Below are 26,477 nucleotides of genomic sequence, written 5' to 3'. Positions count from 1 at the left end.
ACCGCTTCGTGCGAGATCTGCATCGAGGCGTCACCAGGAAAACTTGGCCAACTGGCGGGCCGATTCACCGGCGGCGATGCCACGGGATATCTCCTCGCGCTCGCTGCCGCTCAGATGCCGCTCTGACCGCGTCTGCGGAGTGAGGCGGACGCCGCCGCTCTGGTACAGGAACTGGCGGACGTGGTGCATCGGTGCCCCGAGTGCCCGCCCGGTCAAGCTGAACGACTGCCCTTCGCGCCAGCGTCTCCAGATCTCGTCCCGGTCTTCAAGGACCGATCGCCGGTGGGCGTACTACCGTGACCAGGCCGCTCTCGTACGCGACGATCACCAACTGCGCGCGGTCGCGGCAGTCGAGCTTGGTGAGCAGATGGCCGACATGGGTCTTCACGGTGGCGATACCGAGGTACAACCGTTCGGCGATCTCGGTGTTGGACAGGCCGCGGGCGATGAGGATGAGGACTTCGCGCTCGCGCCCGGTCACACCGTCCAGGGTGTGCGGCAGTGATTGCGAGGGCTGTGGGCGATGCGCGAATTCCGCGATCAGGCGCCGCGTCACGGCCGGTGCCAGCAGCGCATCGCCTCCGGCCACGACCCGTATCGCCGCGATCAGTTCGCCGGGCGGCGTGTCCTTGAGCAGGAAGCCGCTCGCGCCGGCCCGCAGCGCGGCATAGACGTACTCGTCCAGGTCGAACATCGTCAGCATGAGCACCTTGACGTTCGCGGTGCCGGGAGAACCGCAGATCTGCCGGGTCGCCTCGATGCCGTCCATCCCGGGCATCCGTACGTCCATCAGGATCACGTCCGGCGGGTCCTGCCGGGCGCAGCGCACCGCCTCCGTCCCGTTCGCCGCCTCCGATGTGGTCACCAGGCCGGGTTCGGCATCGACGAGCACGCGGAGGCTGCCGCGCAGCAGGGCCTGATCGTCGGCGATCAGGACCCGGACCGGATCCCCGGACGGAAGAGCGGGCGGTTCGGCGGGCGAGCCGGCGGGCCTGGTCATGTGCTCTCCTCGTACGGCAGGGACGCGTGCACCGCGAAGCCGCCCTCCGGACGCGGTCCGGTGGTGAGGGTCCCGCCGTACATGGCGACGCGCTCGCGCATGCCGACGATGCCATGGCCGCCGGTCGTCTTCGTCAGGGGCGCCCGGCCTCCCCCGTCGTCGGTGATGTCGATCCGGACGTCGCGGCCGTTCGCGACGACCTCCACCTGGCAACGGGAGTCCGGGGCGGCGTGCTTGGCGACGTTGGTGAGCGCCTCCTGGACTATTCGGTAGACGACCAGAGCGACTCCGTCGGGCAGGTTCTCGACACCGCGCATCGTCAGCTGCGCACCGGCCTGCCCGACGAGTTCGGGAAGTGCGGCAGCGCCGGGGACCGGGCCGAGAGAGGCCGGCTTCCGCTCGCCTTCGGGGGTGCGCAGCACACCGAGCATCCGGCGCATGTCGTTCAGTGCGGTGCGGCTCGTGCGTTCGATGACCTGCAACGCGTCGTGCGCCTCCTGCGGTCTGGCGTGCAGGACATGGTTGGCGACACCGGCCTGGACCGCGATCAGGCCCATGCTGTGGGTGACGACGTCGTGCAGTTCGCGGGCGACCCGCAGGCGTTCTTCCGTGACGGCTCGCTGCGCGAGCTGCTCCACCGCCCGAATGGCGAACGCGCGTCTCTGCCGCGCGGTCCGTCCCAGCTGCCAGGCGCCGAGCAGCGCGGTGAAGCCGAGCAGCAGCAGCCCCGGGCCGCCGCGCCACCAGTATGCGTCGTCCGCGTGCGTCGCTCCGGCGGCACCGGCCAGGGACAGGGTCGCCAGCGCCAGTCCGGGCAGCCACCGCTGCCACCAACGTTGTGACGGCACCGTGAGGGCGACGGTGTACATGGCGAACGCCGCCGCCAGGAACGGGTCCCAGGTGGCGTCCCGCACTACGGCGACGACGGTCACCGCCAGCACGAACACGAACACGGGCAACGGCCAGATCCGCCGCACGGCGACGGGCGCGGTGGCCGCCGCGATGAGTACGAGCCGCTCCCACGGCACCGGGGCCGGGGAGGGTGCCGTGGACGACGGCGCATCTGTCGAGCCGGTCAGCAACAGCGCGGCCGCGTAGGCGAATACGAACACGCAGTCCAGAGCGATGTGTTGGCGTCGGCTCAGCCGCCGGGCCAGGATCAGATGATAGTCCGGGTCCACCTCAGTAGTACTTGCTCGCACCTCTCGACCCTATCCAGGCGCAGGGCCCGCCACCTCCGTCCGGCAGTTGAACCTGGCGCTCCTTCCAGGGGCGGAGGCACAGGCTCCTATGCCGGCCCCCTCCACCCGTGGGTGGAGGAAAGGCGGTAGGCCCTGGGCCGGATGTGGCAGCGGCCTCTCGTCCCGGAACATCGCCGACATGATCGAAGCGACCGACCTGACCAAGCGTTACGGGAACACCACGGCGGTGGACGGGCTCAGCTTCCGGGTACGGCCCGGCCTGGTGACCGGATTCCTCGGCCCCAACGGCGCCGGAAAGTCCTCCACGATGCGCATGATGCTGGGCCTGGACCGCCCGACCGCCGGCGAGGTGCGGATCGATGGCGCGCCGTACCGACAGCTGCGCGATCCGCTGCGTACGGTGGGCGCTCTGCTCGACAGCAGGGCCGTGCACCCCGGCCGGACCGCGCTGAACCATCTGCGGTGTCTGGCCCGGAGCAACCGGATCCCGGCACGCCGCGTGCACGAGGTGATCGAGCTGGCCGGGCTGGCGAGCGCCGCGCGCCAACGGATGGGGACGTTCTCGCTGGGTATGGCCCAACGACTGGGAATCGCCGCTGCGTTGCTCGGCGAGCCGGCCGTCGTGGTGCTCGACGAGCCGGTCAACGGCCTCGATCCGGAGGGCGTCCTGTGGATCCGGCGCCTCCTGCGGGACCTGGCGGCCGAAGGGCGCACCGTGCTGATCTCCAGTCACCTGATGAGTGAGGCGGCACTCACCGTCGATCATCTGGTCGTGATCGGCCGCGGCCGGCTCCTCGCGGACACCGGCATGACCGAGTTCATCGACGAACACACGGAAGCAGGGGTGCGAGTGCGCACTCCGGAACCGCAGCGGCTGCGCGACGTGCTGGCCGACGCTGGGATCGAGGTCACCGAATGCGCGGACGGGAGCCTGAGTGCGGCCGCCGGCCCGGAGCGGATCGGTGAACTGGTCGGGGCCCACGCGGTGCCGGTGCACGAGGTGGCACGAAGTCACGCATCGCTGGAAGAGGCGTTCATGCGGCTGACCGCCGACGCGGTCGAGTACCGGGCGGAGCAGCCGGGAGGAGCACAGCGATGACCAGCAACTCGCCCCGGGCGGTGCTCGCCGCCGAATGGACCAAGGTGTGGACCGTGCGCTCGACCGCTTACACCTTGCTGCTGGCTTTCGTGCTCAGCACAGGCATCGGCACGCTCGTCGCGTCCAACTGGCGCAACAACATCGAGCACGTCGTCAACTTCAATCCGCTGGTCGCCGCCCTGTACAGCGTGACCCTCGGGCAGCTCGCCCTCGTCGTGTTCGGTGTCCTGCTCGTCGGTGCCGAGTACTCGTCCGGATCGATCCGGACCTCGCTGGCCGCGGTGCCGGGACGTGGTCTGTTCTACGGCGGCAAGGTGCTGGCCGGCACTCTGACGGCCCTCACCGCCTCGATGGTGATCGTCCTCATCACGTTCGTCGCGGCACAGGCGGCGCTTGGCCCGTACGGAACCGACCTCACCGCGGACGGAGTGCCGGCCGCGCTCGCCGGGGCCGTCGTCTACCTCACCCTGATCTGCGTCTTCTCCATGGGGATCGCGACCGTCGTGCGCAGTTCGGCGATCTCGATGGGCATCCTGCTCCCGCTGTTGTTCCTCGGCTCCCAGGGGCTCGGCAACATCCCCGCTCTGAAGCCCGTCCTGCGGTATCTGCCCGACCAGGCCGGCCTGGAACTGATGCACATCGCCGGGCCGTCCAACGACGGACGCTACGGACCCGGTTACGGATCGGGGGCGGCTCTCGCCATCCTGCTGGCCTGGACGGCCGCCGCCCTGATCAGCGGCTACCTGGTACTGCGCCGACAGGACGCCTGACGGGACAATCAGTCGGTCCCACGTGGCCAGGTCCTGTGGGGAAGCCCAACGGCAGGCCGGCCGATACGAGCAGGCCATCACCGACCCCACCGCCGCTGTCGACGTCGGCCTCGACCGGTACGAGGCCGGCGTCGCCCATGCCTTCCACCGGCCTCTTCCCCGGCCGCCCCACCTCGCAGACCGGCCTCAGCTCGAAACTCCTGCCCCACGGCATCGACACCAGACCGGCCCGGAACGCGGCCTTGGTCGCGCTCGCCGGTGACCTGCCCGCACCAGTCCTCGCAGGCAGAGCGCCTCGAGGCGCGTCTCATGGCCGAAGATCCCCGCGAGGTCGCCGAGGTTTGCGGCGGTTCGAAGGAGTTTGCCGATCAGCTCGGCTACCCCTGGCCAGGTCCCCGACGTCGAGCATGAAGCGCGGCTGAGGCGAGGAATACGACACGCCAGGAATAAGAGTGCCCCGCCGTCCCGCCGTGCTCGATGCCGTCCGCCGGGCACGCGGCGTAATTGATCTACTGCAGCTTCCACCTTCCAACCGCTCCAACCGCCGACCCGGCGAACCAATCCGGTCACAGCACTAGCCAACACGATTGCAGGGTGCGGGCTCAACGAAATTAGCGGGCATCGAGGTGTCCACGGGTTCGACGGGTGGTCGCGCAGCGGGTGCGTAAGCGCTGGTTGACGGGGTTGCGGAAGCCGTAGGCGTCGCGGGCGACGGTCTTGATGACCCGGTTGGTGCCTTCGGAGCCGGCATTGGTGATCCCGGTGTGCAGGAACGCCAGGATCGCTGGCCACCACGTCTCGACGGTTGTGGCCAGGCGCTGCAGTTCGGGAAGGCCGGCGTCGGCGCAGCGTCGGTAGAACCGGTACAGCAGATCGCGGACCTGTTCCCGGTCCGGACGGTGGCAAGCAGGTCCAAGAGGTCTTCCTTGGCGTTCCACGCCGCGGTGATCGGTTCGCCAATCGCCTTGGACAGGTTGGACAGCTCGTCGAGGAGAGCGTCGACGTGCTCGCCGCGCATCCGGGCGGCGGAACGGGTGAGCCGGTTGCGCAGGTCCCACTCACGGTTGCCCTTGCGTCCGCGCCGGCCGCGGTGCGTCACGGTGACCCGGCGGCGGACCTCGGTGAGGGTCTGGTTCGCCTCACAGCCACCTTGCCCGGCGCGGCCCGCGGCTCCCGCTCAGCGAGCGCTGCGACTGTCGTCCATTTCCTGGGGCGGCCCCATCGTGGGCATGCCGAGGTCGGCCGGTGCCCGTGCTGTCCGGCAGGGCGCCGTGCGGCGCCGGTGCCGTACGACGAGGATGCCGAGTCCGGCGGCTACGGCCAGGACCGCGAGGGCGGGCATCCACAGCGCGCCGAGGGCGGAGGTGACGCCGATACCGCCGAGGACGGCCAGGATCGGCCCCGCGCAGCACACCGCGCAGGCGGCAACCGCGGCGGCGCCAGCGCCGAGCGTGCCCCAGGGCCGGGACGGACGGGGCGAGGTGGTGGTCATGCGGGTACTCCGAAGAGGTCGGCCAGCATCCCGGCGGCGGACTCGGGCGCCCGCACCTCCAGCTGGAGAGCGGTCGGAGTCAGGTGCAGGGTGAAGTCGAAGAACGCGCAGCAGCCCTGCTCCGCCACGGCAAGGGCTGCGAGCTCGCCAGCCAGCTCGGCGCTGGCGGGGAAGACAAGGCGTACGCCGTCGGGGATCTCCTCGCGGCCTTCGGCCTCGCCGACCAGCTGCCGCCACTCCTCGGTGCGCTCGCCCAGCTCGGCACCGCCCAGGGTGCACGCCGCCGGGACGTCCCGCCACGGCTCGACGTCCGGGGCGAGGCGGGTCGGCGACAGCGCGATCGGCATGGGCCCGGCCGCCGGCGCCGGGCCGGTCGTGGTGCAGCCGCAATCCGGCCCGCACGCCCCCGCGGGCGCCGGACCGGCCAGCTCGGTGTGGACACCAGTCAGGTGGGCGGAGAACGCGCGCAGCTCGGCGATCCGGCCGTACGTCTCGGCGATCCGGCCCGCGACCAGCGGTAGCATCCGCGCTCGGACCGAGGCGCACACCCCTTCCTCACGGACGTCCAGGAGCTCGCGGATCTCCTCCAGGGCCAGGCCCAGCAGTTTGGCTGAGGAGATGAAGGCCAGACGCTCCACCGCGTCCTCGCCGTACACCCGATACCCGGACAGCGTGCGATCGGCGGGCAGCAGGCCGGCGTCCTCGTAGAAGCGCAGCGTCGTGGCCGGGACGCCGGAGCGCTCGGCCAGCTGCGAGATTCGGTAGATCGTCACACCGCCGACGGTAAACCTTCGACCCGACTTGAAGGTCAAGCCTGGCTGGTCAGCCCTGTGACTCCGGCTAGCGGTTGGTGATTCCGATCGCTACTTGGCGGGCCTGGTCTTCACGCCGCTGGCTCGATGGCGAGCTCAGCGAGCAGGCCGCGGATGCGCCGCTCGATCTCGTCGCGGATCGGCCGGACCGCAGCGACACCCTGCCCGGCCGGGTCTTCGAGCTGCCAGTCCAGGTACCGCTTGCCGGGGAAGTAGGGGCAGGCGTCGCCGCAGCCCATGGTGATCACCACGTCCGAGGACTGCACCGCCTCGGTGGTAAGGACCTTCGGGGCCTCGGCCGAGATGTCGATGCCGACCTCCCACATGGCCTCAACCACGGCCGGGTTCACCGTGTCGGCGGGGGCGGACCCGGCGGAGCGGACCTGTACGCGGTCCCCGCCGAGGTGGGTGAGGAAGGCGGCGGCCATCTGGGAGCGGCCGGCGTTGTGCACGCAGACGAACAGCACGGACGGGGTGGCGGAGGTGCTCATCAGGCCAGGGCGCTTTCTTCGGCGGAACGGGCGGGGGCGGCGGGCTGCTGCCCGCCAAGGGGGAGGACGACCTCGTCGTCTGCGGCGGCAGGGCGGCCGAAGCAGGCGGCGACCAGGCCGAGACCGGCGGCGGCGCCGACCAGCTGGGCGACGAGGAACGGCAGCACGGAGGCGGGGGCGATGCCTGCGAAGGTATCGGTGAACGCCCGGCTGATCGTGACGGCCGGGTTGGCGAAGGACGTGGAGGAGGTGAACCAGTACGCCGCCCCGATGTAGGAGGCGACCAGCAGCGGCGCGAGGTGCGCGCGGCCGGCGCGGGTCAGGCCGAAGATGAGCCAGACCAGCCCGGCGGTGGCCACGACCTCGCCCAGCCACAGCTGGCTGTGGAACCGGTCGTGGGTGGAGAAGGCGACCAGCGGCTTGCCGAACATGGCGTCGGCCAGCACCGTACCCGCGATCGCCCCGGCCACCTGGGCGGGTACGTAGGCGGCGACGTCGCGCAGGGCGGGACCGTCTCCGGTGCGGCGGCCGGTGAACCAGGCGGCGAGGGTGACGGCCGGGTTGAAGTGCGCCCCCGACACCGAGCCAAGCAGGGTGATCAGCACGCCGAGGCCGAAGACGGTGGCGAGGGAGTTGGCCAGCAGCTGCGTTCCGACGTCGCGGGTCAGTTCGGTGGCCTGGATCCCGGAGCCGACCACTACCGCGACCAGCGCGGCCGTCCCCAGTCCCTCGACGGCGGCCCGCCGCAGCAGAGACGCGGGCGCGCTCACGCGAGGGCCTTCGCGGGTACGGCGGGGATCTCCAGCAGGGCGGACAGCTTCGCAAGCGCCTCGGGGAGCACCCAGTAGTACACCCAGGTCCCGCGCCGCTCGGAGCCGACCAGGCCGGCTCCCGCAGCACCTTCAGGTGGTGGGAGATCGTCGGCTGGGAGACGTCGAACGGGCCGATGAGGTCTCACACGCACGCCTCGCCGCCCTCGTGTGAGGCGATCAGCGAGAGCAGCCGCAGCCGGATCGGGTCCGAGAGCGCCTTGAACATCCGCGACAGCTCGGACGCGGCCTCTTCGCCCAGTGGCTCGCGGACCATCGGCGCGCAGCACGCCGTCTCGTTCTGCCCGAGCACCAGCAGACCAGCTTGTTTCGACATTCCTCAATATTGACAACTGTCGATCCCGATGCCAAGGTCGGCTGTATCGACAAATGTCGAAACAAGACGTTCGATGGGAGGCGAAGTCACCAACCCTCCCTGTCCTCGCCCTCGCCACGGACCGGCCGGGCTCGGCATCATGACCAGGGCAGCAGTTCGTCCACCGGCCACGACGTGATGACCCGTTCTGCGGGCACACCGCACTCCTCCGCCCGGGCGCAGCCGAAGATCTGCCAGTCGAGCTGTCCCGGCGCATGCGCGTCGGTATCGATGGCGAACAGCACACCTGTGGCGACGGCCTGCCGCAGCAGACGCCGCGGCGGATCGAGCCGCTCCGGACGGCTGTTGATCTCCACCGCTGTGCCCGCCTCGGCACACGCGCCGAAGACCTCGTCCGCGTCGAACTCCGACTCCGGGCGTCCCCGGCCGGTGATCAGACGGCCCGTGCAGTGCCCCAGCACATCCGCCTGCGGATGACGAACGGCCGCGACCAGCCGGCGCGTCATGGCACGTGCGTCCATCCGCAGCTTGGAGTGGACGGACACGACCACCACATCGAGCTGCTCCAGCAGTCCGTCCTCCTGGTCGAGGGAGCCGTCCGGAAGGATGTCGCACTCGATGCCGGTGAGCAGCCGGAACGGTGCCCACTGCTCGTTGAGTTCGGCCACGACCTCCCATTGGCGGCGCAGCCGTTCGGGCGACAGTCCGTTCGCCACAGTCAGCCGGGGTGAGTGGTCGGTGAGGACCGCCCACTCGTGCCCCAGCTCGATCGCCGTCCGTCCCATCTCCTCGATCGGACTCCCGCCGTCCGACCAGTCGGAGTGCAGATGGCAGTCGCCACGCAGCAGGGCGTGCAGCGTTTCACCCCCTTCCGTGAGGGGAGCCGCGGCGGCGGCCTCCAGCCGCTGGAGGTAGCCCGGGACTTCCCCGGCCAGCGCTTCACGCACCACCTGTGCCGTCTTCGGCCCGATGCCCCTGACCGACTCCAGCGACCCCGACGCCACTCGTTCCGTGATCTCGTGGCCCGTCATCGCCCCCACCGTGGCGGCGGCCCTGCGGAACGCCTGGACGCGGTACGTGGCAGCCTGGTCGCGTTCCAGCAAGAAGGCGATCCGCCGCAGGGCATCGACCGGGTCCATCGGCACCTCATTTCCGGCCCCGGCACGCCAGGGCTGCGCCGCTGCTCCCTCCACGTTGGCACAGCCCGGCAGCAGGCGGCATCTTGTGCACGGACGGTGGCCCGAGTCCGGTGAGGTGCGTGTCATGGGGTATGCATTCCGCCGAGTTCGCCCCCTGGGCAAGCCGGTCACCGAGCGGGTCGGCAGGTCATCGGAAGAGTGCCACGGTCACGGCCCTCGGCGATGACGTTCCCGCGTTGCCAGGCCACGACGAGGGCAGTACGGAAGCCACGTAGAGTAGGAATCTTCGGCCGGCGGAAGCCCTCCGGAGTACCTGAAGGACGGGCGCCCCCGATGAACCGTGACGACGCTCCGGCTCGACTCCGTCTCTACGCGGCACTGGACGGCCTTGCCGTCACCTTCCGTGGCATGACCGCCCGTTCCGAGGAGTACAACTGCCCGTGTCACTGGGGCAGCGCGGAGGAACTCGCGCAGTTGAAAGTGCCGGACCTGGAGTTGGACCCCGACCTCCTGCGTCGCACCTGGGATGCCCCGGACTGGACCGACCACGCGGCCGTCCTGCGTCGCATCCTGCCTCAGTTCGCCGCGGCACTTGTCCGTGGCCCCGCCGATTCACTCGGTATGGAGGAGGCCGGACGGTCGTTCGCCCGAGGCCACTGGCAGCGGTGGCCTGTCGGGCAAGCCGCAGCGGTGCGGGAGTTCCTGCACGCCTGGTGGGCCCTCAGTCTCACCGACCCGGATCCCACCGTGCCGGCGTACGAGGTCCTGGCCCTGTGCGCCGAGGCGTCCGGCGAGCTCAGTCCGTGGCTCACCGTCTGGGCGGAACTGCGTCATCCCGTGGCCGACCAGAACCTGGCCGAGGCGGTAAGGGAGTGGGAGTACGCCCTGCTTGGGGATCTGCTCCCTTGGCACAGCCGTGAGAACAGGGATGAGATGTGCGCCGAGCTCGCCACCTGGCTCATCCTCCACGCCCCTGACCGGCTGCAGGGCCACGGCGACTCGGAGGAATTGCTCCACCTGATACGGCTGCTCGGCCTCCCGGGCCCCGCCCGCTGGGAGGACCCGCACGCGCCCGGCTGCTGAGGCCCGGACCTGCGGCGCCGGTGGCACCGCGGCGCTGCGGACGACGCCCTCACCGGACACGAGGGGGTCCCGCCCGCGGCCGAACCCGTCGGGGGGCACCAGGCGGCGAACGAGGACGTCGCGCACCGGGACTGTATTCCTTCTTCCCGGTGGCGCCCCGCTGTCTATGCGCCGGGCTGTTCACCTTCGAAGGGCTGCGCAGCCTGGGTGCTCCGGGGAAGCATCAGTGCTGAGTCCGCGTGGAGCGTGAGGTGTACCGGTGTGAAGTCGGTGGCGGTGACCGACGACTCCCCGGTTCCGGGATTACGGGCGTAGCGCGGATGGGCACCTCCGCTGATCTGCCAGCGGATACGGTGGCCGGCGGCGAAGCGGTGGGCGGTCGGGCCCATCGGCACGGTGACCATCGAGGGCTCCTGCTCACCCGTCCGCAGCTGAGCCAATCCGTCACAGACGTTGAGTGAACGGCCTTGTGCGTCCACGTCGCACAATCGGGTGAAGACATCGGCGTATCCGGTGTCCGTGGCGATGCTCAGCCGCGCGGAGACCGGACCGACGACGTCCACGGGTTCGGCCAGCGGCGGGCCCGTGAATGTCAGGACGTCCGCTCGGGCTTCCAGGGTGCTGTTGTCGCGGGGTCCGGCGCCGCGGGAGAGCAGAGGGCCGCCGACGGACGGGGTGGGGTCGGCCGGGTCGTAACGGAAGGACGTCAGCGGTGTGTTGTCCGTGGGGGCCTGCTGGGTCAGATACCCGCCCGGGGTGGGGAACCATGACGTAGCGGCCGCGGACAGCGGCCAGTCGTCGAGGTCCCGCCACGCGTTCTCGCCACCGACATGCACGCGCACTGCGGTGGGGCGCAGGCCGGAGGGGTCGGCGCACAGGTGCGCGCGCAGCCAGGCGAGGCTCTCGGCGAACACCTCGGGCCAGCCCTGTTGAAGCGCGGAGGTATGTGTCCAGGGGCCGACGAGCAGAGCGGCGTCGCAGCCGGCCCGACGCAGCCTGTCGTATTGCTCGAAGGTCTGGTCGACCAGTGCGTCGTACCACCCGGTGGTCAGGGCGGTGGGCACGCTCAACCTCTCAGCCGCTTCCCCCGGGGACGCGCCGAGCCAGTACGGGTCGTTGGCGTCAGGGTGCGTCATCACGTCGTCCAGCCAGGGCACTTCTCCCCCCAGTGCGGACGCGTACGCTCCGCGCAGCGGCTGCGCGGTGGTGATGGCGCGCAGTCGGCGCTGCAGGCGCAGCGTCGCCCTCACGAAGGAGGCGATCCCCCGATGCTGGTACTTCATGCCGACACCGACAGCGAGGGCGTTCTCCAGGCGGAGTGCACCGTCGGTGTGAAAACAGGCGTAGGGATCGTGCAGACCCACCTGCGCCACCATCGCCTTCAGCTCCGGTGGCGGGTCCAGGGCGAGCGCCCACTGCACGTAACCCAGGTAACTGGGGCCGACCGTGCCCAGAATTCCGTTGAACCAGGGCTGCTCTCGCAGCCAGGTCACCGTGGCCTGACCGTCGGCGGCCTCGTTGCGCCACAGGTCGAACCGGCCACCCGAGCCGCCGGTGCCGCGGCAGCTCTGCAGGACCACATGGAAGCCCTGTTCGGCGAAGAGCATGCCGTACATGGGTGACCACGGCACGCCCCGACCGTACGGCGAGCGCACGACAAGGGTGGGGAAGTCTCCCTCCGCACGCGGAAAGTAGTGATCCGTACGCAACGGGCTGCCGTCGGCGGCCGGCACCACCAGTCCCGGCTCCCACCCGGCTTCGTGCCGCTTGGCCGGGAGATTGCGCCAGGTCGCTCTCATCAGCCGTGCAATCAGCGGCGGATTCCCGGAAGGCGGCATCCAGGCCGACCTCGGCACAGCGTCGTACATGCGTGATGTCATCGTGCCCTCCACTATTCTCGTACCACGTACGAGAATAGTAGATGCTTGGATGGCTTCGACACGAGAGGCAGCAACCAGGAAAGGAATACGAGGGTCGTGACCCCCGACGGCGAGTCCGACGCCATGAGCGTCGACCCACAGCAACTCTGGCTCGGTCCCACCCGGCCCCGCAGGGGGCGAAGGCCCACCTTCAGCCGCGAGGCGATCACGGCCGCAGCCGTCGCCCTCGCAGACGCGGAAGGAATCGACGCGGTCACCATGCGGCGGGTCGCCGCACAGGTCGGAGCCGGTGCCATGTCGCTCTACAGCTACGCCCCCGACAAGGAGACGCTGCTGGAACTGATGGTCGACCACGTCAGCGGCGAACTGCCGACGACGAACGACCGCACCGGCGACTGGCGCACCGACCTGAAGGCCATCGCGCACCTCCAGCGCGCTCACATGCTCCGGCACCCCTGGCTGCCCGCCGCGCTGTCGGCCCGCCGGACACCCGGCCCCAACACCCTGGCCTTCCTGGAACGCGCCCTTGCCGCCCTTCGGCCCACCGGGCTGGACGGCGCAGTGAAGCTGGAGATCTTCGCCCAGCTCACCGGGTTCGTGGCCGGGCACGTCGCCCACGAGATCGCGCAGGCCGCAGCCGCGGGATCACCCGACCGGGCCGCAGCGGAAGCCCGCTACCTCGCCGCTGTCGCCGCGGACGGCCACCATCCGGAGCTCGCCGAGGCCCTCGCCGCGCCCGGACGCCCGCTCACTCCGGAAGCCACGTTCACCCGGTTCCTCAACCGCCTGGTCGACGGCCTCGACACCGACTGATCCGGAAGTCCTCCGAGAAGGACACATCGGCCGCAGCGCCGGGCACATCCGTGCGCCCTCTGCGCTACCTGTGCCTGACCCGCTGAGCGGCGTCCTCGGGCACCGGAACTCTCTGCGCAGGCGACGAAGTCCGGATGGTGGCCTGCCGGGCGCTCGGCTGTCGGAGTGATCGCCGGTGTTCGACTGTGCCGTAGCAGCCGTAGCCAGATCCCTGCCAGCACCATGGTCGGTGTTGCGCCGCCGTGACGGCACGGCGACGGAAGCCAGGAGGACCTGTGACCCCCCAGTCGCCGAGTGACGACTCGTCACCCACTCGCTACGACGACCTGCGCGCCCTCGTCGTCAACTGCACGCTCAAACGCTCACCCGAAGTCAGCAACACACAAGGGCTGATCGACAGGAGCCGGGGCGTGATGGAGGCGCAGGGCGTAAGCGTCGACGTCGTACGGGCTGTCGACCACGACATCGCGACCGGCGTATGGCCGGACATGACGGAACACGGCTGGGCCGGCGACGAGTGGCCCGCACTGTACGACCAGGTGATGGCGGCCGACATCCTCGTGCTGGCCGGCCCCATCTGGCTGGGAGACAACTCGTCAGTCATGAAGAAGGTGATCGAGCGGCTCTATGCGTGTTCCAGTCTGCTCAACGAGAAGGGTCAGTACGCCTACTACGGCAGGGCGGGCGGCTGCCTGATCACCGGCAATGAAGACGGCGTGAAGCACTGCGCGATGAATGTGCTCTACAGCCTCCAACACCTCGGGTACACCATCCCGCCGCAGGCCGACGCGGGCTGGATCGGGGAGGCGGGCCCAGGACCGTCGTATCTCGATCCCGGATCCGGCGGACCCGACAACGAGTTCACCAAGCGCAACACCACCTTCATGACGTGGAACCTGATACACCTGGCGGCCATGCTCAAGCGGGCGGGCGGGATTCCGGCGCACGGCAACCAGCGATCCGAATGGGATGCGGGCTGCCGCTTCGACTCCGCGAACCCGGAACACCGCTGAAGCCGGAAGGTCGCGCCCCGGCTCCCGCCCCTCTCCCGCGAACGGATCGCGTCCGTTGACCGGAACGGTCGGCGAACCAGTGAATCCGGCCCTCTCCGCCCCCGCCTGGTTCGTGACGGTCCGAGTGGCGAACGTGGTGTCGTCCAGGCCGACGTCGTCAAGCGTGCGACGCAGCTGCTCGGGTGCGGGAGGGCGCGGAAAGCGGCGGCGCGAGAGCGGCCCTTCAGGTGCGGTTCTCGCTTCGGTCGCGGATCACCGACATCAGTAGCCCGTGGGTTTCGGCGTCGGCCGCCACGACAAGTCCGCGGCCTCCCTGCCCGATCGGGGCGCCGTCGATCCCGGTGACGACGCAGCCGGCGGCCCGGCACAGAGCGATGCCGGCGGCGAAATGCACGCTCTCGGACAGGTCGCCGCCATCGGTGACGTACGCGGCACGCTTGCCGGCGGCGACCCAGGCCAGCGCCAGCGTCGTGGACACGACCCGCGGCCGGAACCGCTCGATGAACTTCGGGTGGGCCAACAGGTCCACGGCCCGGAAGTCAAGTGCGTTCGGGAACGGCGGATCCAGGTTGACGTCCACCAGTTGGGTGGCGGACGTGGGCACCAGCTGTGCATCGGCCCCGTTGTGCCGCACCCAGGCGGTCTCACCGTCGGTGAAGAAGACCTCGCCGCTGAACGGGTCGGCCACCGCCGCCGCCCCGTCCCGCAGCGCCACGTTGACGGCCACCAGCATGTTGCCGACGGCGTAGTTCAGCGTGCCGCACAAGGGATCCACCAGCCACTGGCGCCCGGCCTCGGCAGTCCCCTGCTGCCCGCCCTCCTCGCCGAGCACCGCATCCTCGGGTCGAGCGGCACGGATGACGCCGAGGATCGTTCTCTCGGCCTCGAGATCGGCGGCGGTGGCGAAGTCCCCGGCTCCCTTGTCGATGCGAGCGAGCTGCTGGCCGTACATGGTGCGCACCACGTCGGCGCCGGCATGTGCCGCAGCTATCGCAACCCCGGCATCGTCAAGGCCCGCGTATGAGTTGATCATGTCGTGCATGCTATCGGTGGCAATTCCACGCCGGAGCAGAATCGATCGCTTCCGCCGCCGATGGTGCGGCTCACCGCCATTTCAGTGTCCACGTCGAGGACTGGAACAATGGTCGCCGGGCGGAGCTGACGCGCTGATCCGGCTGGCAGAACGGGTTGCCGGTCGGGGCCGGGTCCATGTGATGGAGGCACTGCGCCGGCTCGCGGCCGACAACCTGGTCGTTCGGGCCTGGCTCCTGCGCAGAGCCGCCGACGGTGACTTCCTCAACGACCATTCCGCCGGCGCCGTCGCTCAGGCGTGCAAGTCCGTAGGCAAAGCGTTCCCTGAGAGTGCTCCGTGTGGCCTGCGAGCGGGTCGACACGGCCGCGGAGAGGCCTACATCAGCCACCCGTTATGTCCATTTGATCCCTATAGTCGGCATGGTGCGCATCCCTCTGGATGCATTCTCCACGACAAGGAGGGCCACCCCATGTGCGGAATCTCCGGCTGGGTCTCCTACCGGCGCGACCTGCGGCAGGAACGCTCCACCGCCGAAGCCATGAACGTCACGATGGCCTGCCGCGGACCGGATGCACAGGGCCTGTGGCTCGACAGACACGCCGCACTGGGCCATCGCCGACTCGCCATCATCGACCTGCCCGGCGGCGTCCAGCCGATGACGGAGCGCACCCCGGACGGCGATGTCGTGCTGCTCTACTCGGGAGAGGCCTACAACTACAGGGAACTGCGCGACGAACTGCGTCGAAACGGCCGGCGTTTCCGTACCGACAGTGACACCGAGGTCGTACTGCGCGGCTACCTGGAATGGGGCGTCGACCTCCCCGAGCGGCTGAACGGCATGTTCGCGTTCGCGATCTGGGACGGCCGTACCGAGCGGCTGCACCTGATGCGCGACCGGATGGGCATCAAGCCGCTGTACTACTTCCCCACCGACGACGGAGTGCTGTTCGGCTCCGAGCCGAAGGCCATCCTGGCAAACCCGATGGTTCCCCGCGAGGTGGATCTGGAGGGTTTGCGCGAGCTGTTCTCGATGTGCAAGACCCCAGGTCACGCGATCTGGAGAGGGATGCGGGAGGTGGAGCCGGGCACGCTGGTGACCGTCGACCGCTCCGGCCTGCGCACCCACCCCTACTGGCAGCTGCGCTCTGTCGCGCACACCGACAGCCGCGACGACACCGTCGCGCGGGTACGCGAGCTGCTCGACGACATCGTCCGCCGCCAGCTGGTCTCCGACGTGCCGCGTTGCATCCTGCTGTCGGGCGGGCTCGACTCCAGCGCGGTCACTGCGCTGGCAGCCGAACAGCTGCGCGGCAAGGAGACCGTGCGCAGCTTCGCCGTCGACTTCGTCGGCCAGAGCGAGAACTTCGTCCCCGACGATCTGCGGGCCACCCCGGACACTCCCTATGTGCACGACGTCGCCAGGCACGTCGGAACCGACCACCAGGACATCGTCCTCGCCCCCGAGGGGCTGGCGGATCCGAGCGTGCGCGCGGCAGCCGTGCGGTCGCGGGACCTGCCTCTGGGGCTGGGCGACTTGGACCAGTCACTGCTCCTGCTGTTCCGGGCGATCCGCGAGCACTCCACGGTGGCACTGTCCGGTGAGTCCGCGGACGAGGTCTTCGGCGGCTACGCATGGTTCCACGATCCTGCCGCACGAGATGCCGGCACTTTCCCCTGGCTGGCGGCCCTGGAACGCCAACCCGGCCGCGGTGGCAGTTCGGTGCTGGAGCCCGGGCTGCGCGAACGTCTGGGCCTGGAAGGCTACGTGGCCCAGCGCTACGAAGAGGCCATGGCGCAGGTGCCCCGCCTGGACGGGGAACGCGATCCGCTGGAGCGTCGGATGCGGGAGGTGTGCTATCTGCACCTCACCCGCTTTGTGCGGGTACTGCTGGACCGCAAGGACCGGCTGAGCATGGCCACCGGTCTGGAGGTGCGCGTTCCGTTCTGCGACCACCGTCTGGTCGAGTACGTCTTCAACACCCCCTGGTCGATGAAGACGTTCGACGGCCGGGAGAAAAGTCTGCTCCGGGCTGCCACCGCGGACCTGCTGCCGCGTTCGGTTCTGAACCGGGTCAAGAGCCCGTACCCCTCGACCCAGGACCCGGCCTACGTCATGGAGCTGCAGACCCAGGTCCGCGACATGTTGTCGGCAGGCAACAGCCCCGCCCTCGACCTGTTGGACCGCGGCCGTCTGCAGGAGATCATTTCCGCCGAGCCGGGCCAGGTAGACACCGCGGACCGCAGCGGTCTGGAGCGGACACTGGACCTGGCCGTCTGGTTCGAACTGGAACGGCCTACGCTCACGCTCGGCACCGGCGGCTGACGCAGCCCCACCGGGTGCGCGGCGTGGCGGGCTATGGCCGGTGACGGCGAGCGGCCCACGGTGCTGGACGGGCGTCGCCCCCAGAGTGTGGTGTATGAGCCGGGGTTCGTACGTTGCCACAGTGCCGGGGAGGGCCCGCTCGTCCGGCGCGCAGGTGCCACGCCCTGGGCGGTCGCCGAAGAATGCTCCGGGTGCCGGCCGCGGCCCTCGTCAGCCCTCGGCCGCCAGATCCGAGACAGGACCTGACCCCGGCCCACGGGTCCCTGCCTCGGATCGGGTACAGCCGCTCCGAGTCAACGGGGTGTCGTGTGCTGCCTCCTCACCACCAGGCCCTTCGGGGCCTCGATGTGTGCCGTGCCGTCGGCGTCGACAGCGATGTCCAACCGCCCGTCCGCGACAGCGAGCCCCTCGACCTTCAGCGGCCGGTAGGCCTCCGCGAAGCCGGGCGCGACCGTGAGTATTCCGCCAGGGACATCGGCGGAGAGACCCAGCACCGACTGGAGGATCATGACGGACGAGGCCGCCGCCCAGGCCTGCGGGCGGCAGGACGCCGGATAGGGCGAAGGCCGGGTGTCGGTCGCCGCTCCATGACCGGCGAACAGTTCGGGAAGCCGCGCGTCGAAGGCCGCCGATGCGGTCAGCAGTCCCTCGGACAGGGACGCGGCTGCATCCGGGAAGCCGGCCCTGGTCAGGCCGTGCACCGCGATCGCTGTGTCGTGCGGCCAGATGGAACCGATGTGATAGCCGTACGGGTTGTAGGTCACGGAGTTGCTGCTCAGGGTCCGCAGACCATGGCCGGAGTCGAGGTCGGGAGCGCTGAGCCTGGCGGCCAGCAAGGCGCTCTCCTCGTGGTCGAGCAGGCCCGTGCCCAGCAGGTGGCCGAAGCCCGAGGTGACGGAGTCCACCGGCTTCTTCTCCCCGTCGAGCGCCACGGCCGGGTACGGTCCGCGCTCGTCCTCCACCCAGAAGTACCTACGGAAACGGTCACGCAACCGCTCGGCCCACTCCTCCCACCGGTCTGCGCCGGGGCGGCCGAAGGCGCGCAGCAGTTCCGCACCGCCGCGGGCCGCCTCGTAGGCGTACGCCTGGACCTCGCACAGCGCGATCGGGGAGGTGGCGAGGCGGCCGTCGCGGTACTGGATGGCGTCGCCCGAGTCCTTCCAGCCCTGGTTGGCCAGGCCGCGACCGGTGTGGTCGATGTACTTGAGAAATCCGTCCCCGTCCGCGTCGCCGTGGTCGCGCATCCAGGCGAGGGCGGACTCCGCGTGCGGCAGGAGCTGTTCGACCTGCTCGGGCGCGAGGCCCCAGCGCCATGAGTCGTGCAGCAGGATGATCCAGAGCGGGGTGGCATCGACCGTGCCGTAGTAGCAGGGCGGCAGGGAGAAGTTGTCGTTGAACTTCTGGGTGGCGCGGCGCACTTCGTGCAGGATCTTGCCGGGCTGCTCCTCGGTGTGCCGGTCGGACTTCGTGCCCTGCCGGCGGGCAAGTGTGCGCAGCGTGCCGGCGGCGAGACCGGTGCCCAGCGGCAGCAGCATGCGGGCCGCCCACAGGGCGTCGCGGCCGAAGAGGGTGAGGAACCACGGGGCCCCGGCGGCCAGGAACTGGTCGGCGGGATCGATCGGATCGGTCAGCCGCAGCCGGTCGAGGTCGGCGGCCGACTGACTCAGCCAGTGGTCGAAGCGCCGGTCGGCGCTGCGCAGGACCGGTGTGCGCCAGGGCAGGCTGTCGGCCGGGGGCGCGGGGAACTGGTCGCCGTCCTCATGAGCCGCGTCGCAGTGCAGTTCAGCGGTCCATGCAGAGCCGGGAGCGAGTTCGATGTCGTAGGCCAGCGTTCCGGCGGCCGGGTCGACGGCGGCAGGCCGCGGGCAGCTGGTGAGTCGTACCGCGAAGTCGTCCCTGGACCAACCGAGTCCGCTCTCCGTGACGTTGGCGATGACCGGGCTCTCGGCGTGTCCGGATTTGACGCGCTCGATCGGGGCGAGGTCCGTCCCGGCGGTGACGATCAGCCGGACATGGACGTGTTGCCGCCCGGCGTTGGCGACTTCGAGGGTCTCCTCCAGGTGCCCGGGGGTGACATGGCGGCGCCGGTGCAGGGTGACGGCCGGATCAGGTGTCTCCTCGCCCAGGCCGCGCAGCACACTGCGAAAGGCCGCCCGGTCCGCTCCCTCGAAGGCTTCTCGGACAGGGGCGATCGCGACTCCGTCGGCCGCGACGGTCAGCCGGGCAAGGGCTCTGCTGTCGCCGTGGTAGAAGCCGTCGGCGCCACCGCCGATCTGTCCGTCCGCGTGGGAGATCGCGAAGCTCGGGGCGTACAGCGTCACACAGGCGTCATGCAGGAACGGCTGGAGGCCTTCGACCGCCGGGCCGGCCCCCGTGTCGGAGTTCGTCATGTCGTGGGTCTTGACAGTGGTGTCCAACAGAGCAGAACCTCTCAGGCATTGGAGCGTTCCAAGAACCCTAACGACGACTTCAGTGCGTTGACAACGGTTTTGGAACGCTCCAATGAACTCACCCGCTCGTACGACCGGTTCCGGAGACACTGATGCCCCGCTCGCCCAACACCCCCAGATCAAAGGCCGGTTCAGTCACCCTGGCCACGGTCGCACGGCGGGCCGGAGTCTCTCCGCAGACGGTGTCGAACGCGCTCAACTCGCCCGAGCTGCTGCGTCCGGAAACCCTGGAACGGGTCCGCCGCACCATCGACGAGCTGGGCTATCGACCGCACCGAGCGGCCCAGACCCTGCGTACCCGATCGAGCAAGCTCATCGGGTACGGAATCCGTCCCACCGCCCCTGGCACCTCGGCCCCGGTCATGGACCGGTTTCTGCACGCCCTGTCCCAGACCGCTGACGAGGCCGGTTATCGGATCCTGCTCTTCGCCTCACCCCCTGGCAGCGCCGGTCTCGACGGATACGAGGAGCTCCTCGACCTGCACAGCGTGGACGGGTTCGTGCTGAGCGGCACCGAGCGGGGCGACCAGCGCCAGGCCTGGCTGGAAAAGCGCGGTGTACCGTTCGTGGGTTTCGGCCGGATGTGGTCCGGCCGGCAGATCGGCGACTGGGTGGATGTCGACGGCGCCTCGGGCACGGATGCGGCGGTCGAGCATCTGGTGGCTCTGGGGCATCGCAGGATCGTGTTCCTCGGCTGGCCGCGCGGCTCCGGGGTCGGTGACGACCGTGCGATGGGCTGGCAGCGCGCCATGCAGCGGCACGGCCTTCCCGTGCGTGGTAAGCGGGCACTGAGCATCGATGACATCGCCTCGGCGCAGGCCGCTGTCGGACCACTGCTCGACGCGGGTGCGACGGCCGTGATCGCCGCCAGCGACATGCTCGCACTGGGCTGCTACCACGCCCTGCGCGAGCGACAGGCTGTGCCGGGCAAGGATGTCGCGGTCGTCGGCTTCGACGACTCCCCCACGGCGGCCCTCCTCTCCCCCGGACTGTCCACCGTCGCCCAGCCGCTGGAGGCCGTCGGCCGCGAATGCGTCCGGCTTCTGCTGGCCCGGATGTCGGAACTCGGCGCTCCCCCCGAGCGCGTCCTGCTCGAACCGTCCCTCGTCGTGCGGGACAGCACCTCCCCGTCGGACGACTGAACCACCCCCGCGCCTGTTGACGGGCCCCCATTCACAGCACGCCCTTTCCGGGCAGCTGAGCCGCAAGCCTCATCCCATCTGGAGGAATTCATGGCAACCCGTACGGCCGTCGCCGCCTTCGCCACCTGCGCGGCGCTCCTGGCCGCCACCGGCTGCTCGTCCAGCTTCGGCAGCGACAAGGAGCCGGCGCAGGACAAGGCCGGAAAGCAGAAACTGACGGTACTGATCGCCACCTCGGGGGACGCCGAGACCCAGGCAGTCAAGACCGCCGCTGCCGCGTATGCGAAGAAGTCGGGCAACTCGGTCTCGGTCGAGGTCGCGAAGGACATGAACCAGCAGCTCGCTCAGTCCTTCGCCGGTCACAAGCCGCCGGACGTCTTCTACGTCAACTCCGACCAGTTCGCGAACTACGCGAAGGGCGGCTCGCTGTACCCGTACGGGGACCGGATATCCGACGCCGACGACTTCTCCGAGCAGCTGCGCGGCTCGTTCTCGTACGACGGGAAACTGGTCTGTCTGCCGAAGGACTCCTCCACCCTCGCTCTCGCCATCAACACCGACCTGTGGAAGAAGGCCGGACTGACGGAAAAGGACTACCCGAAGAGCTGGGAGGAGCTGAGGACCGTCGCGGACAAGCTCACCGGCAACGGCGTGACCGGCCTGGTCACCAGCGACGAGTACCAGCGGCTCGGAGTCTTCATGAAGCAGGCGGGCGGCTGGCTCACCGACCCGAACCAGAAGAAGATGACCGCGAGCACCCCGGAGAACGCCAAGGGGCTCGACTTCGTCCAGTCCCTGCTCAAGTCCGGCTCGATGAAGTTCGCCAAGCAGGTGGACACCAGCTGGGGCGGTGAGGCACTGGGCAAGGGCAAGGCCGCCATGACCATCGAGGGCAACTGGCTCGAGGGCGGCATGAAGCTCGACTACCCCGATGTGAAGTACGCCGTCGCGCCGCTGCCCGAGGGACCCGCCGGGAAGGGCACCCTCGCCTTCAGCAACTGCTGGGGAGTCGCCGCCGACAGCGCGCACCGGGCGGCGGGAGTCGACCTTGTGAAGCACCTGACCTCCGCGCAGCAACAGCTCGACTTCGCCGACGCGTTCGGTGTCATGCCGTCGCGGACGAGCGCGCTCAAGACCTACGCCGAGAAGAAGCCGGCCGCCAAGGCCTGGGTGGAGGGCAACGCCTACGCGCAGGGCCCGGTGACGATCGCCGGCTTCGACAAGGTCCTGAGCCAGTTCAACACCGATCTGCAGTCGCTGCGCACCGCCGACCCGAAGAAGATCCTCGCCGACCTTCAGCGCAACGGCGAACAGGCGATCACGAAGGGCAACTGAGCCCCATGCCCATCCGCACGATGCGCGCCAGCAGTATCCCCCGCACCACCGGCTCGCCCGGCGCACCTGACAGCGCACCCGGCAGAGCCGGTACGACCGCGAAGGTTCGCGCCCGGCGCGCGGGCCTTCGCGGGGAGGGCACCTGGGGCTGGCTGTTCGTCAGCCCCATGGTGCTCGTCCTCGGCCTGTTCATGGTGCTTCCCATCCTGATGGCGCTGTGGGTGAGCCTGCTGCACTGGGACGGACAGTCCAACCCGTTCTCCGGCCAGGCCGATTTCGTCGGCCTGGACAACTACCGGGCGCTGCTCACGCAGGACGGACTCGACCGCACGCTCTTCGCGACCTCCCTGCGTAACAACGCCTATTACGTACTGCTGACCGTCCCCCTGCAGACCGTGCTGGCACTGGGTCTGGCCCTGGTCGTCAACCAGAGGCTGCTCCGGGGGCGTGGCGCCCTCCGCACGACGTTCTTCTTCCCGTCCGTCACCAGCTCCATCGCCGTCTCAACGGTCTTCCTCTTTCTCTTCCAGGGCAGCGGATCCGTCAACACCATGCTGTCCTGGATCGGGATCAAGGGACCGAACTGGTTCGCCGACCCCCGCGGGGTGCTTTCCCTGATCCTGGGCAGCCTGGGAATCGTCGATCCCGAGCGGCCCACCGGAATGCTGGCCGATCACTCCGCCCTGGGACTGTCGTGGTTCGAGTGGCTCTCGGGCCCCTCGGTCGCGATGTGCACGCTCATCCTGCTGGCCGTGTGGACCACCTCCGGCTCCTTCATGCTGATCTTCCTCGCGGCACTCCAGGACATTCCGCGGGAGCTGGAGGAGTCGGCCGCCATGGAAGGTGCCAACCGCCGCCAGATGCTCTGGCATGTGACGCTGCCGGCGTTGCGCCCCGTGCTGTTCCTGGTCCTGACCCTGGGGCTGATCTCCACCTGGCAGGTCTTCGACCAGGTGTATGTGATGGGTCAGGGCGCTCCGGGCAATACGACGCTGACACCCGCCTTCCTGTCGTACTCCGCGGGCTTCGACAACGCGGACTTCGGTCAGGGCTCCGCGATCGCGTTCATCCTGCTCGCCCTGATCCTCATCCTGACCGCGTTCCAGCGCTGGGCGCTGCGGGAGCGCGGCGCAAGCACCGGGAGGAACCGATGACCGCCGCCGGAACGGCCATACGGGACCGGCCTCGGCGCAAACCCGGCGGTCGCGGCCCACACGACCGCGGACGCCCTGTTCTGGGTCGTTTCCCCTTGCGGTGGCGGCTGGCGGGATACGCCGCGGTGCTGGGACTGGGTCTGCTCTATCTGCTGCCGTTCGCCCTCCAGCTGGTGACCGGATTCAAGACGGACCCGGACGCTGCCGCGCATCCGCTGGCCCTGCTGCCCACCACTCCGACCACAGCCGCTTACCAGCGGCTGCTCGGGCTGAGCCAGGCCGCTGAGGGGGTGCCCTTCCTGCGCTGGCTCGGCAACTCGGCACTGGTGGCGGTGCTGGTGACCGCGGGCCGGGTGCTGTTCGACTCCATGGCGGGATACGCGCTGGCGCGGCTGCGCTTCCGGGGCCGCTCGGCACTGTTCGGCTTTGTACTCGCAGTGATGGCCGTGCCCGGAGTGGCCCTGCTCATCCCGAAGTTCCTGGTGCTCAACACCTTCGGACTCTTCGACACGTACTCCGGCATGGTCCTGCCGTTGCTGGTGGACGCGGCGGGCATCTTCATCATGAAGCAGTTCTTCGAATCGGTGCCGCGTGAGGTCGAGGAGGCCGCGCGGGTCGACGGGGCGGGTGTGTTCCGGATCTTCTGGTCCGTCGTCCTGCCGATGGCCAGACCGGCGTTGATCACCCTGACGATCCTGTCGTTCCAGGGGTCGTGGAACGAATTCACGCACTTCCTCGTCAGCACGCAGTCCGGCCAGTACGAGACGCTCACCACGGGCCTGGCCCGCTTCGTCTCGGGCGGGCTCGGTGGCGGAACGCAGTATCCGCTGAAGCTGGCGGCAGCCCTTCTCTCCACCCTTCCGGTGGCCGCGCTGTTCTTCTGCTTCCAGCGCTACTTCGTCAACGGCGCCAACTCGGGTGCGGTCAAGGAGTGAGCGCCGGCCGGCCCGGATCACACCGAGGTCGGCACGGGGCCAGGCGGCCCGTTCGGGCGGCTGACATGCGTCGACCCGTGTCAGCCGCCCGAGGCGGACCGAGCGCCGGCGCCGGTTCGGGCGACAGTCCACCCGTGCTCGGCCGAGCGGTCGCGCGGTGGTGGGGGCCGCGCGAAAACGGACGCCGTCGTGCGTGGACAGGTGTCCTCAGGCGTCGATGAGGTGTTCCGCCTGGTCGCGACTGGTTTGGAGGGCCCAGTAGTCGAGGGCGATCTCGTCGGGCGAGCGGTGCGGGACGCCTTCGGGGGCCTGGCTGCCGATCATGAGGTTGATGGCCACGTTGGCGGCGTAGATGCCCTCAGCGGCAAGGGTGTTGTGGAGGTTGACCGCCCAGTTCCGCAGGCCCGCCTGGGCGATGTTGGCGGTGGCAAGCATCGGGTAGGGGTTGATCGCGCCGCCGCCGGTGGTGAACAGAAGGGTGCCGGCCCCGGCCTGGAGCATCCCGGGCAGCACCGTCCGGACGGCGGTCACCGCGCCGTAGAGCAGACCGTCGATCTGCGCCCGGAGGTTGTCGACGGTCACCTCCTTGGGCGCGGTCATGGCCAGGCCTGCGTGCGGGGAGAACTCCAGCACGTCGATCCGCCCGAACCGCGCGATGGCGGCATCGAGCGCGCCGGTGAGCTGTGCGGCGTCGGCGACGTCGGCCGGGAAGGCTTCCGCGGTGATCCCGGCCGTGAGTCCCTTCGCCGAGCACGAATGGCCTCCCCTGGAGGTCGGGGGAGGCCATCGGTACCGCTGGACGCGAACGGTGCGTCACCGGGGCGGGAACTCGTCCTTCTGACTGTCGGGACGGCGTTCGGGCCTGTTCTCGGCCGCGCGTCCGCCCTGCTGTATGGGCTCAAGTAGGCGTCGGACCTCGTCGTGCAGCCTGCGGCGTTCCATGGGATCGCTCGTGCGCTCGGCACGCGCGTTCAGCTCACGGACCTCGTTCTGCGTCTGCTGCGCACGACTGGCGGACTCGCCTGCAACGCTCATCATCGCTCCTTGGCACGGGAGGGGGTGGGGACACGTCGCAGCCAATCAGTGCCCTCTCTCCGCCGCACCCCGGAGGGTGACCGTGCGCAATCACTGCAGGTCGGTGTTTCACGGCTCAGCACCGACGGCTGTTCCCTTGGTCCCCGGTGGCGGATACCCGGACAGCGCCTCCTGGTCGTGGTCAGTGGCTCCGGGCCGCCGGCTCCAGGACGAAGACGGGAATCTGCCGGTCGGTCTTCAGCTGGTAGTCCGCGTAGTCGGGGAACGCCTCGACCGCTCGCCCCCACCACAGGACCTTCTCCTCACCGGTCACCTCACGGGCGTTCATGTCCTGCCGGACCGGGCCGTCCTGGAGTTCCACCCGGGGGTCCGCCGTGATGTTGTGGTACCAGACGGGGTGCTGGGGAGCGCCGCCCTGCGAGGCGACCACGGCATATGTTCCGTCGTGCTCGACCCGCATCAGCGGTGTCTTGCGGATCTTTCCGCTCTTGGCTCCGCGCGTGGTCAGGATGACGACCGGCATACCACGCATCGTGGTCCCCTCCGCGCCGCCCGAGCTCTCGAACAGCTCGACCTGATCGCGGACCCACTGTGCGGGGCTCGGCTCGTACTCACCCTTGAGAGGCATGGCATCTGTCCCATCGTCGGCATACGGACATGCGGACACGCGGACATCGGCGTGTCCCACTGCACCGAGAACTCTTTCATCTTTCCCCGGTCGCAAGGGCGCGGACCGTATGTGTGTCACAGCGGCAGCCGGACCGGGGTCAGAAGTCGGGCGGTCTCCGGCGCAGCTGCAGTGGCCTGCAGGCCTGGACGTGGCCCGCTGCTCAACAGCCTTGGCACTGCTGCACGGTGCCCGTTTCGGAGCCCTGTTCGCCGACCACTACGTCGCCGAGGGCAGCATCCTGGCCGACGATCCCGCAGCCCACCTGTACTCGCGGATGCTGGATGCGCTCGCCTACGCACCGGACACGGACAAGGGCGCCGGGCCCTGGCCCGAACTGGGGCGGGACGACCTCACCCGGGCTCTGCTCACCAGCAGACTGAAGGAACATCTCCATCGCTCTTCGACCGTTACGGCTGAGCCGGCCTGGGACGGAAGACGCCGTGACGTGCGTACTGTTCAA

Annotated in this window: 24 protein-coding genes and 2 pseudogenes; 10 read left to right on the top strand and 16 right to left on the bottom strand. The window is 69.6% G+C overall.

Translation table 11 applies throughout. The features are described from left to right. Nucleotides 1-30: 30 nt before the first annotated feature. The 3 genes from ACNPQM_RS18435 to ACNPQM_RS18425 are packed head-to-tail and all read right to left on the bottom strand — an operon-like array spanning nucleotide 31 to nucleotide 2,202. Nucleotides 31-216 carry a helix-turn-helix domain-containing protein gene (locus ACNPQM_RS18435; protein ID WP_418084831.1) on the bottom strand — a complete coding sequence of 62 codons (186 nt, stop codon included), beginning with the start codon at nucleotides 214-216 and terminating at the stop codon, nucleotides 31-33. A 49-nt stretch (nucleotides 217-265) separates the two neighbouring features. Further along, complete coding sequence (locus tag ACNPQM_RS18430) at nucleotides 266-1,000, bottom strand: response regulator transcription factor (protein ID WP_358862261.1); 735 nt, start codon at nucleotides 998-1,000, stop codon at nucleotides 266-268. Then, nucleotides 997-2,202 (bottom strand): sensor histidine kinase, encoded by a 1,206-nt coding sequence (locus ACNPQM_RS18425; protein WP_418084830.1) that lies wholly within the window; start codon nucleotides 2,200-2,202, stop codon nucleotides 997-999. The genes ACNPQM_RS18430 and ACNPQM_RS18425 overlap by 4 nt, the downstream gene beginning before the upstream one ends. 178 nt (nucleotides 2,203-2,380) lie before the next feature. On the opposite strand from ACNPQM_RS18425, the gene ACNPQM_RS18420 reads away from it, so the two are divergent. Both ACNPQM_RS18420 and ACNPQM_RS18415 read left to right on the top strand, forming a co-directional pair. Beyond that, nucleotides 2,381-3,301, top strand: coding sequence for an ABC transporter ATP-binding protein (locus ACNPQM_RS18420; protein ID WP_418084829.1), 921 nt, complete (start codon nucleotides 2,381-2,383; stop codon nucleotides 3,299-3,301). Next, nucleotides 3,298-4,071, top strand: a complete 774-nt coding sequence (locus tag ACNPQM_RS18415) for an ABC transporter permease subunit (RefSeq protein WP_418084828.1) — start codon at nucleotides 3,298-3,300, stop codon at nucleotides 4,069-4,071. The genes ACNPQM_RS18420 and ACNPQM_RS18415 overlap by 4 nt, the downstream gene beginning before the upstream one ends. A 611-nt stretch (nucleotides 4,072-4,682) precedes the next feature. Here ACNPQM_RS18415 and ACNPQM_RS18410 read toward each other — a convergent pair. From ACNPQM_RS18410 to ACNPQM_RS18380, 7 genes and pseudogenes are all read right to left on the bottom strand, one after another. Beyond that, nucleotides 4,683-5,009: a transposase gene (locus ACNPQM_RS18410; RefSeq protein WP_418084827.1), complete on the bottom strand. Its 327-nt coding sequence runs from the start codon at nucleotides 5,007-5,009 to the stop codon at nucleotides 4,683-4,685. A gap of 239 nt (nucleotides 5,010-5,248) precedes the next feature. Further along, complete coding sequence (locus tag ACNPQM_RS18405) at nucleotides 5,249-5,563, bottom strand: hypothetical protein (RefSeq protein ID WP_418084826.1); 315 nt, start codon at nucleotides 5,561-5,563, stop codon at nucleotides 5,249-5,251. Continuing rightward, complete coding sequence (locus ACNPQM_RS18400; protein WP_418084825.1) at nucleotides 5,560-6,336, bottom strand: heavy metal-responsive transcriptional regulator; 777 nt, start codon at nucleotides 6,334-6,336, stop codon at nucleotides 5,560-5,562. The genes ACNPQM_RS18405 and ACNPQM_RS18400 overlap by 4 nt, the downstream gene beginning before the upstream one ends. Nucleotides 6,337-6,446: 110 nt before the next feature. Then, nucleotides 6,447-6,866 carry an arsenate reductase ArsC gene (locus ACNPQM_RS18395; RefSeq protein WP_418084824.1) on the bottom strand — a complete coding sequence of 140 codons (420 nt, stop codon included), beginning with the start codon at nucleotides 6,864-6,866 and terminating at the stop codon, nucleotides 6,447-6,449. Continuing rightward, a complete protein-coding gene (locus ACNPQM_RS18390; protein ID WP_418084823.1) occupies nucleotides 6,866-7,636 on the bottom strand; it encodes an aquaporin in 771 nt (256 codons plus the stop codon). Before ACNPQM_RS18390 ends, ACNPQM_RS18395 begins: the two co-directional genes overlap by 1 nt. Continuing rightward, a pseudogene (locus tag ACNPQM_RS18385) lies at nucleotides 7,633-8,012 on the bottom strand (ArsR/SmtB family transcription factor). The gene ACNPQM_RS18390 and the pseudogene ACNPQM_RS18385 overlap by 4 nt, the downstream one beginning before the upstream one ends. 137 nt (nucleotides 8,013-8,149) lie before the next feature. Beyond that, nucleotides 8,150-9,151 (bottom strand): PHP domain-containing protein, encoded by a 1,002-nt coding sequence (locus ACNPQM_RS18380; RefSeq protein WP_418084822.1) that lies wholly within the window; start codon nucleotides 9,149-9,151, stop codon nucleotides 8,150-8,152. 333 nt (nucleotides 9,152-9,484) lie between these two features. Between ACNPQM_RS18380 and ACNPQM_RS18375 the strand changes: the two genes are divergently transcribed. Beyond that, nucleotides 9,485-10,234: a hypothetical protein gene (locus tag ACNPQM_RS18375; RefSeq protein ID WP_418084821.1), complete on the top strand. Its 750-nt coding sequence runs from the start codon at nucleotides 9,485-9,487 to the stop codon at nucleotides 10,232-10,234. 164 nt (nucleotides 10,235-10,398) lie between these two features. Here ACNPQM_RS18375 and ACNPQM_RS18370 read toward each other — a convergent pair whose 3' ends face one another. Continuing rightward, nucleotides 10,399-12,114 carry a CocE/NonD family hydrolase gene (locus ACNPQM_RS18370; protein ID WP_418084820.1) on the bottom strand — a complete coding sequence of 572 codons (1,716 nt, stop codon included), beginning with the start codon at nucleotides 12,112-12,114 and terminating at the stop codon, nucleotides 10,399-10,401. 123 nt (nucleotides 12,115-12,237) lie between these two features. Here ACNPQM_RS18370 and ACNPQM_RS18365 point away from each other — a divergent pair, with 123 nt between their 5' ends. Beyond that, on the top strand, nucleotides 12,238-12,927 hold the full coding sequence (locus ACNPQM_RS18365) for a TetR/AcrR family transcriptional regulator C-terminal domain-containing protein (protein ID WP_418084884.1): 690 nt from the start codon (nucleotides 12,238-12,240) through the stop codon (nucleotides 12,925-12,927). A 275-nt stretch (nucleotides 12,928-13,202) separates the two neighbouring features. After that, nucleotides 13,203-13,940 (top strand): flavodoxin family protein, encoded by a 738-nt coding sequence (locus ACNPQM_RS18360; RefSeq protein WP_418084819.1) that lies wholly within the window; start codon nucleotides 13,203-13,205, stop codon nucleotides 13,938-13,940. Nucleotides 13,941-14,163: 223 nt separating this feature from the next. On the opposite strand, the gene ACNPQM_RS18355 is transcribed toward ACNPQM_RS18360, so the two are convergent. Then, nucleotides 14,164-14,973, bottom strand: coding sequence for an inositol monophosphatase family protein (locus ACNPQM_RS18355; protein ID WP_418084818.1), 810 nt, complete (start codon nucleotides 14,971-14,973; stop codon nucleotides 14,164-14,166). Between the two features lie 469 nt (nucleotides 14,974-15,442). Between ACNPQM_RS18355 and asnB the strand changes: the two genes are divergently transcribed. Beyond that, nucleotides 15,443-17,296: an asparagine synthase (glutamine-hydrolyzing) gene (asnB, locus tag ACNPQM_RS18350; RefSeq protein WP_418084817.1), complete on the top strand. Its 1,854-nt coding sequence runs from the start codon at nucleotides 15,443-15,445 to the stop codon at nucleotides 17,294-17,296. A gap of 293 nt (nucleotides 17,297-17,589) precedes the next feature. Here the strand turns inward: asnB and ACNPQM_RS18345 are convergent, their stop codons facing one another. Beyond that, a complete protein-coding gene (locus tag ACNPQM_RS18345; protein WP_418084816.1) occupies nucleotides 17,590-19,713 on the bottom strand; it encodes a glycogen debranching N-terminal domain-containing protein in 2,124 nt (707 codons plus the stop codon). Between the two features lie 125 nt (nucleotides 19,714-19,838). Here ACNPQM_RS18345 and ACNPQM_RS18340 point away from each other — a divergent pair, with 125 nt between their 5' ends. The 4 genes from ACNPQM_RS18340 (at nucleotide 19,839) to ACNPQM_RS18325 (ending at nucleotide 24,312) form a co-directional block, all read left to right on the top strand. Beyond that, nucleotides 19,839-20,888 carry a LacI family DNA-binding transcriptional regulator gene (locus tag ACNPQM_RS18340; RefSeq protein ID WP_418084815.1) on the top strand — a complete coding sequence of 350 codons (1,050 nt, stop codon included), beginning with the start codon at nucleotides 19,839-19,841 and terminating at the stop codon, nucleotides 20,886-20,888. A gap of 90 nt (nucleotides 20,889-20,978) precedes the next feature. Further along, nucleotides 20,979-22,223, top strand: coding sequence for a sugar ABC transporter substrate-binding protein (locus ACNPQM_RS18335; protein ID WP_418084814.1), 1,245 nt, complete (start codon nucleotides 20,979-20,981; stop codon nucleotides 22,221-22,223). A gap of 5 nt (nucleotides 22,224-22,228) precedes the next feature. Continuing rightward, the gene (locus ACNPQM_RS18330) at nucleotides 22,229-23,377 is read left to right on the top strand and encodes a carbohydrate ABC transporter permease (RefSeq protein WP_418084813.1); all 1,149 of its coding nucleotides are present in this window, start codon (nucleotides 22,229-22,231) and stop codon (nucleotides 23,375-23,377) included. 125 nt (nucleotides 23,378-23,502) lie between these two features. Beyond that, nucleotides 23,503-24,312 carry a carbohydrate ABC transporter permease gene (locus ACNPQM_RS18325; RefSeq protein WP_418084812.1) on the top strand — a complete coding sequence of 270 codons (810 nt, stop codon included), beginning with the start codon at nucleotides 23,503-23,505 and terminating at the stop codon, nucleotides 24,310-24,312. A 207-nt stretch (nucleotides 24,313-24,519) separates the two neighbouring features. Here ACNPQM_RS18325 and ACNPQM_RS18320 read toward each other — a convergent pair. The 3 genes and pseudogenes from ACNPQM_RS18320 to ACNPQM_RS18310 all read right to left on the bottom strand — a co-directional run. Then, nucleotides 24,520-25,047: pseudogene (locus tag ACNPQM_RS18320) on the bottom strand (SDR family NAD(P)-dependent oxidoreductase); the annotation flags it as partial. 78 nt (nucleotides 25,048-25,125) lie between these two features. Then, entirely contained in the window at nucleotides 25,126-25,347 is a 222-nt protein-coding gene (locus ACNPQM_RS18315) for a DUF6381 family protein (RefSeq protein ID WP_418084811.1), read from the bottom strand. 181 nt (nucleotides 25,348-25,528) lie between these two features. Continuing rightward, entirely contained in the window at nucleotides 25,529-25,975 is a 447-nt protein-coding gene (locus ACNPQM_RS18310) for a nitroreductase family deazaflavin-dependent oxidoreductase (protein ID WP_418084810.1), read from the bottom strand. Nucleotides 25,976-26,477 lie beyond the last annotated feature (502 nt).

Source organism: Streptomyces sp. NPDC056231, assembly GCF_048270745.1.
GTDB lineage: Bacteria > Actinomycetota > Actinomycetes > Streptomycetales > Streptomycetaceae > Streptomyces.
Note: the sequence above shows the minus strand (reverse complement) of the source record. Positions and strands in the feature narration are given on the sequence as shown.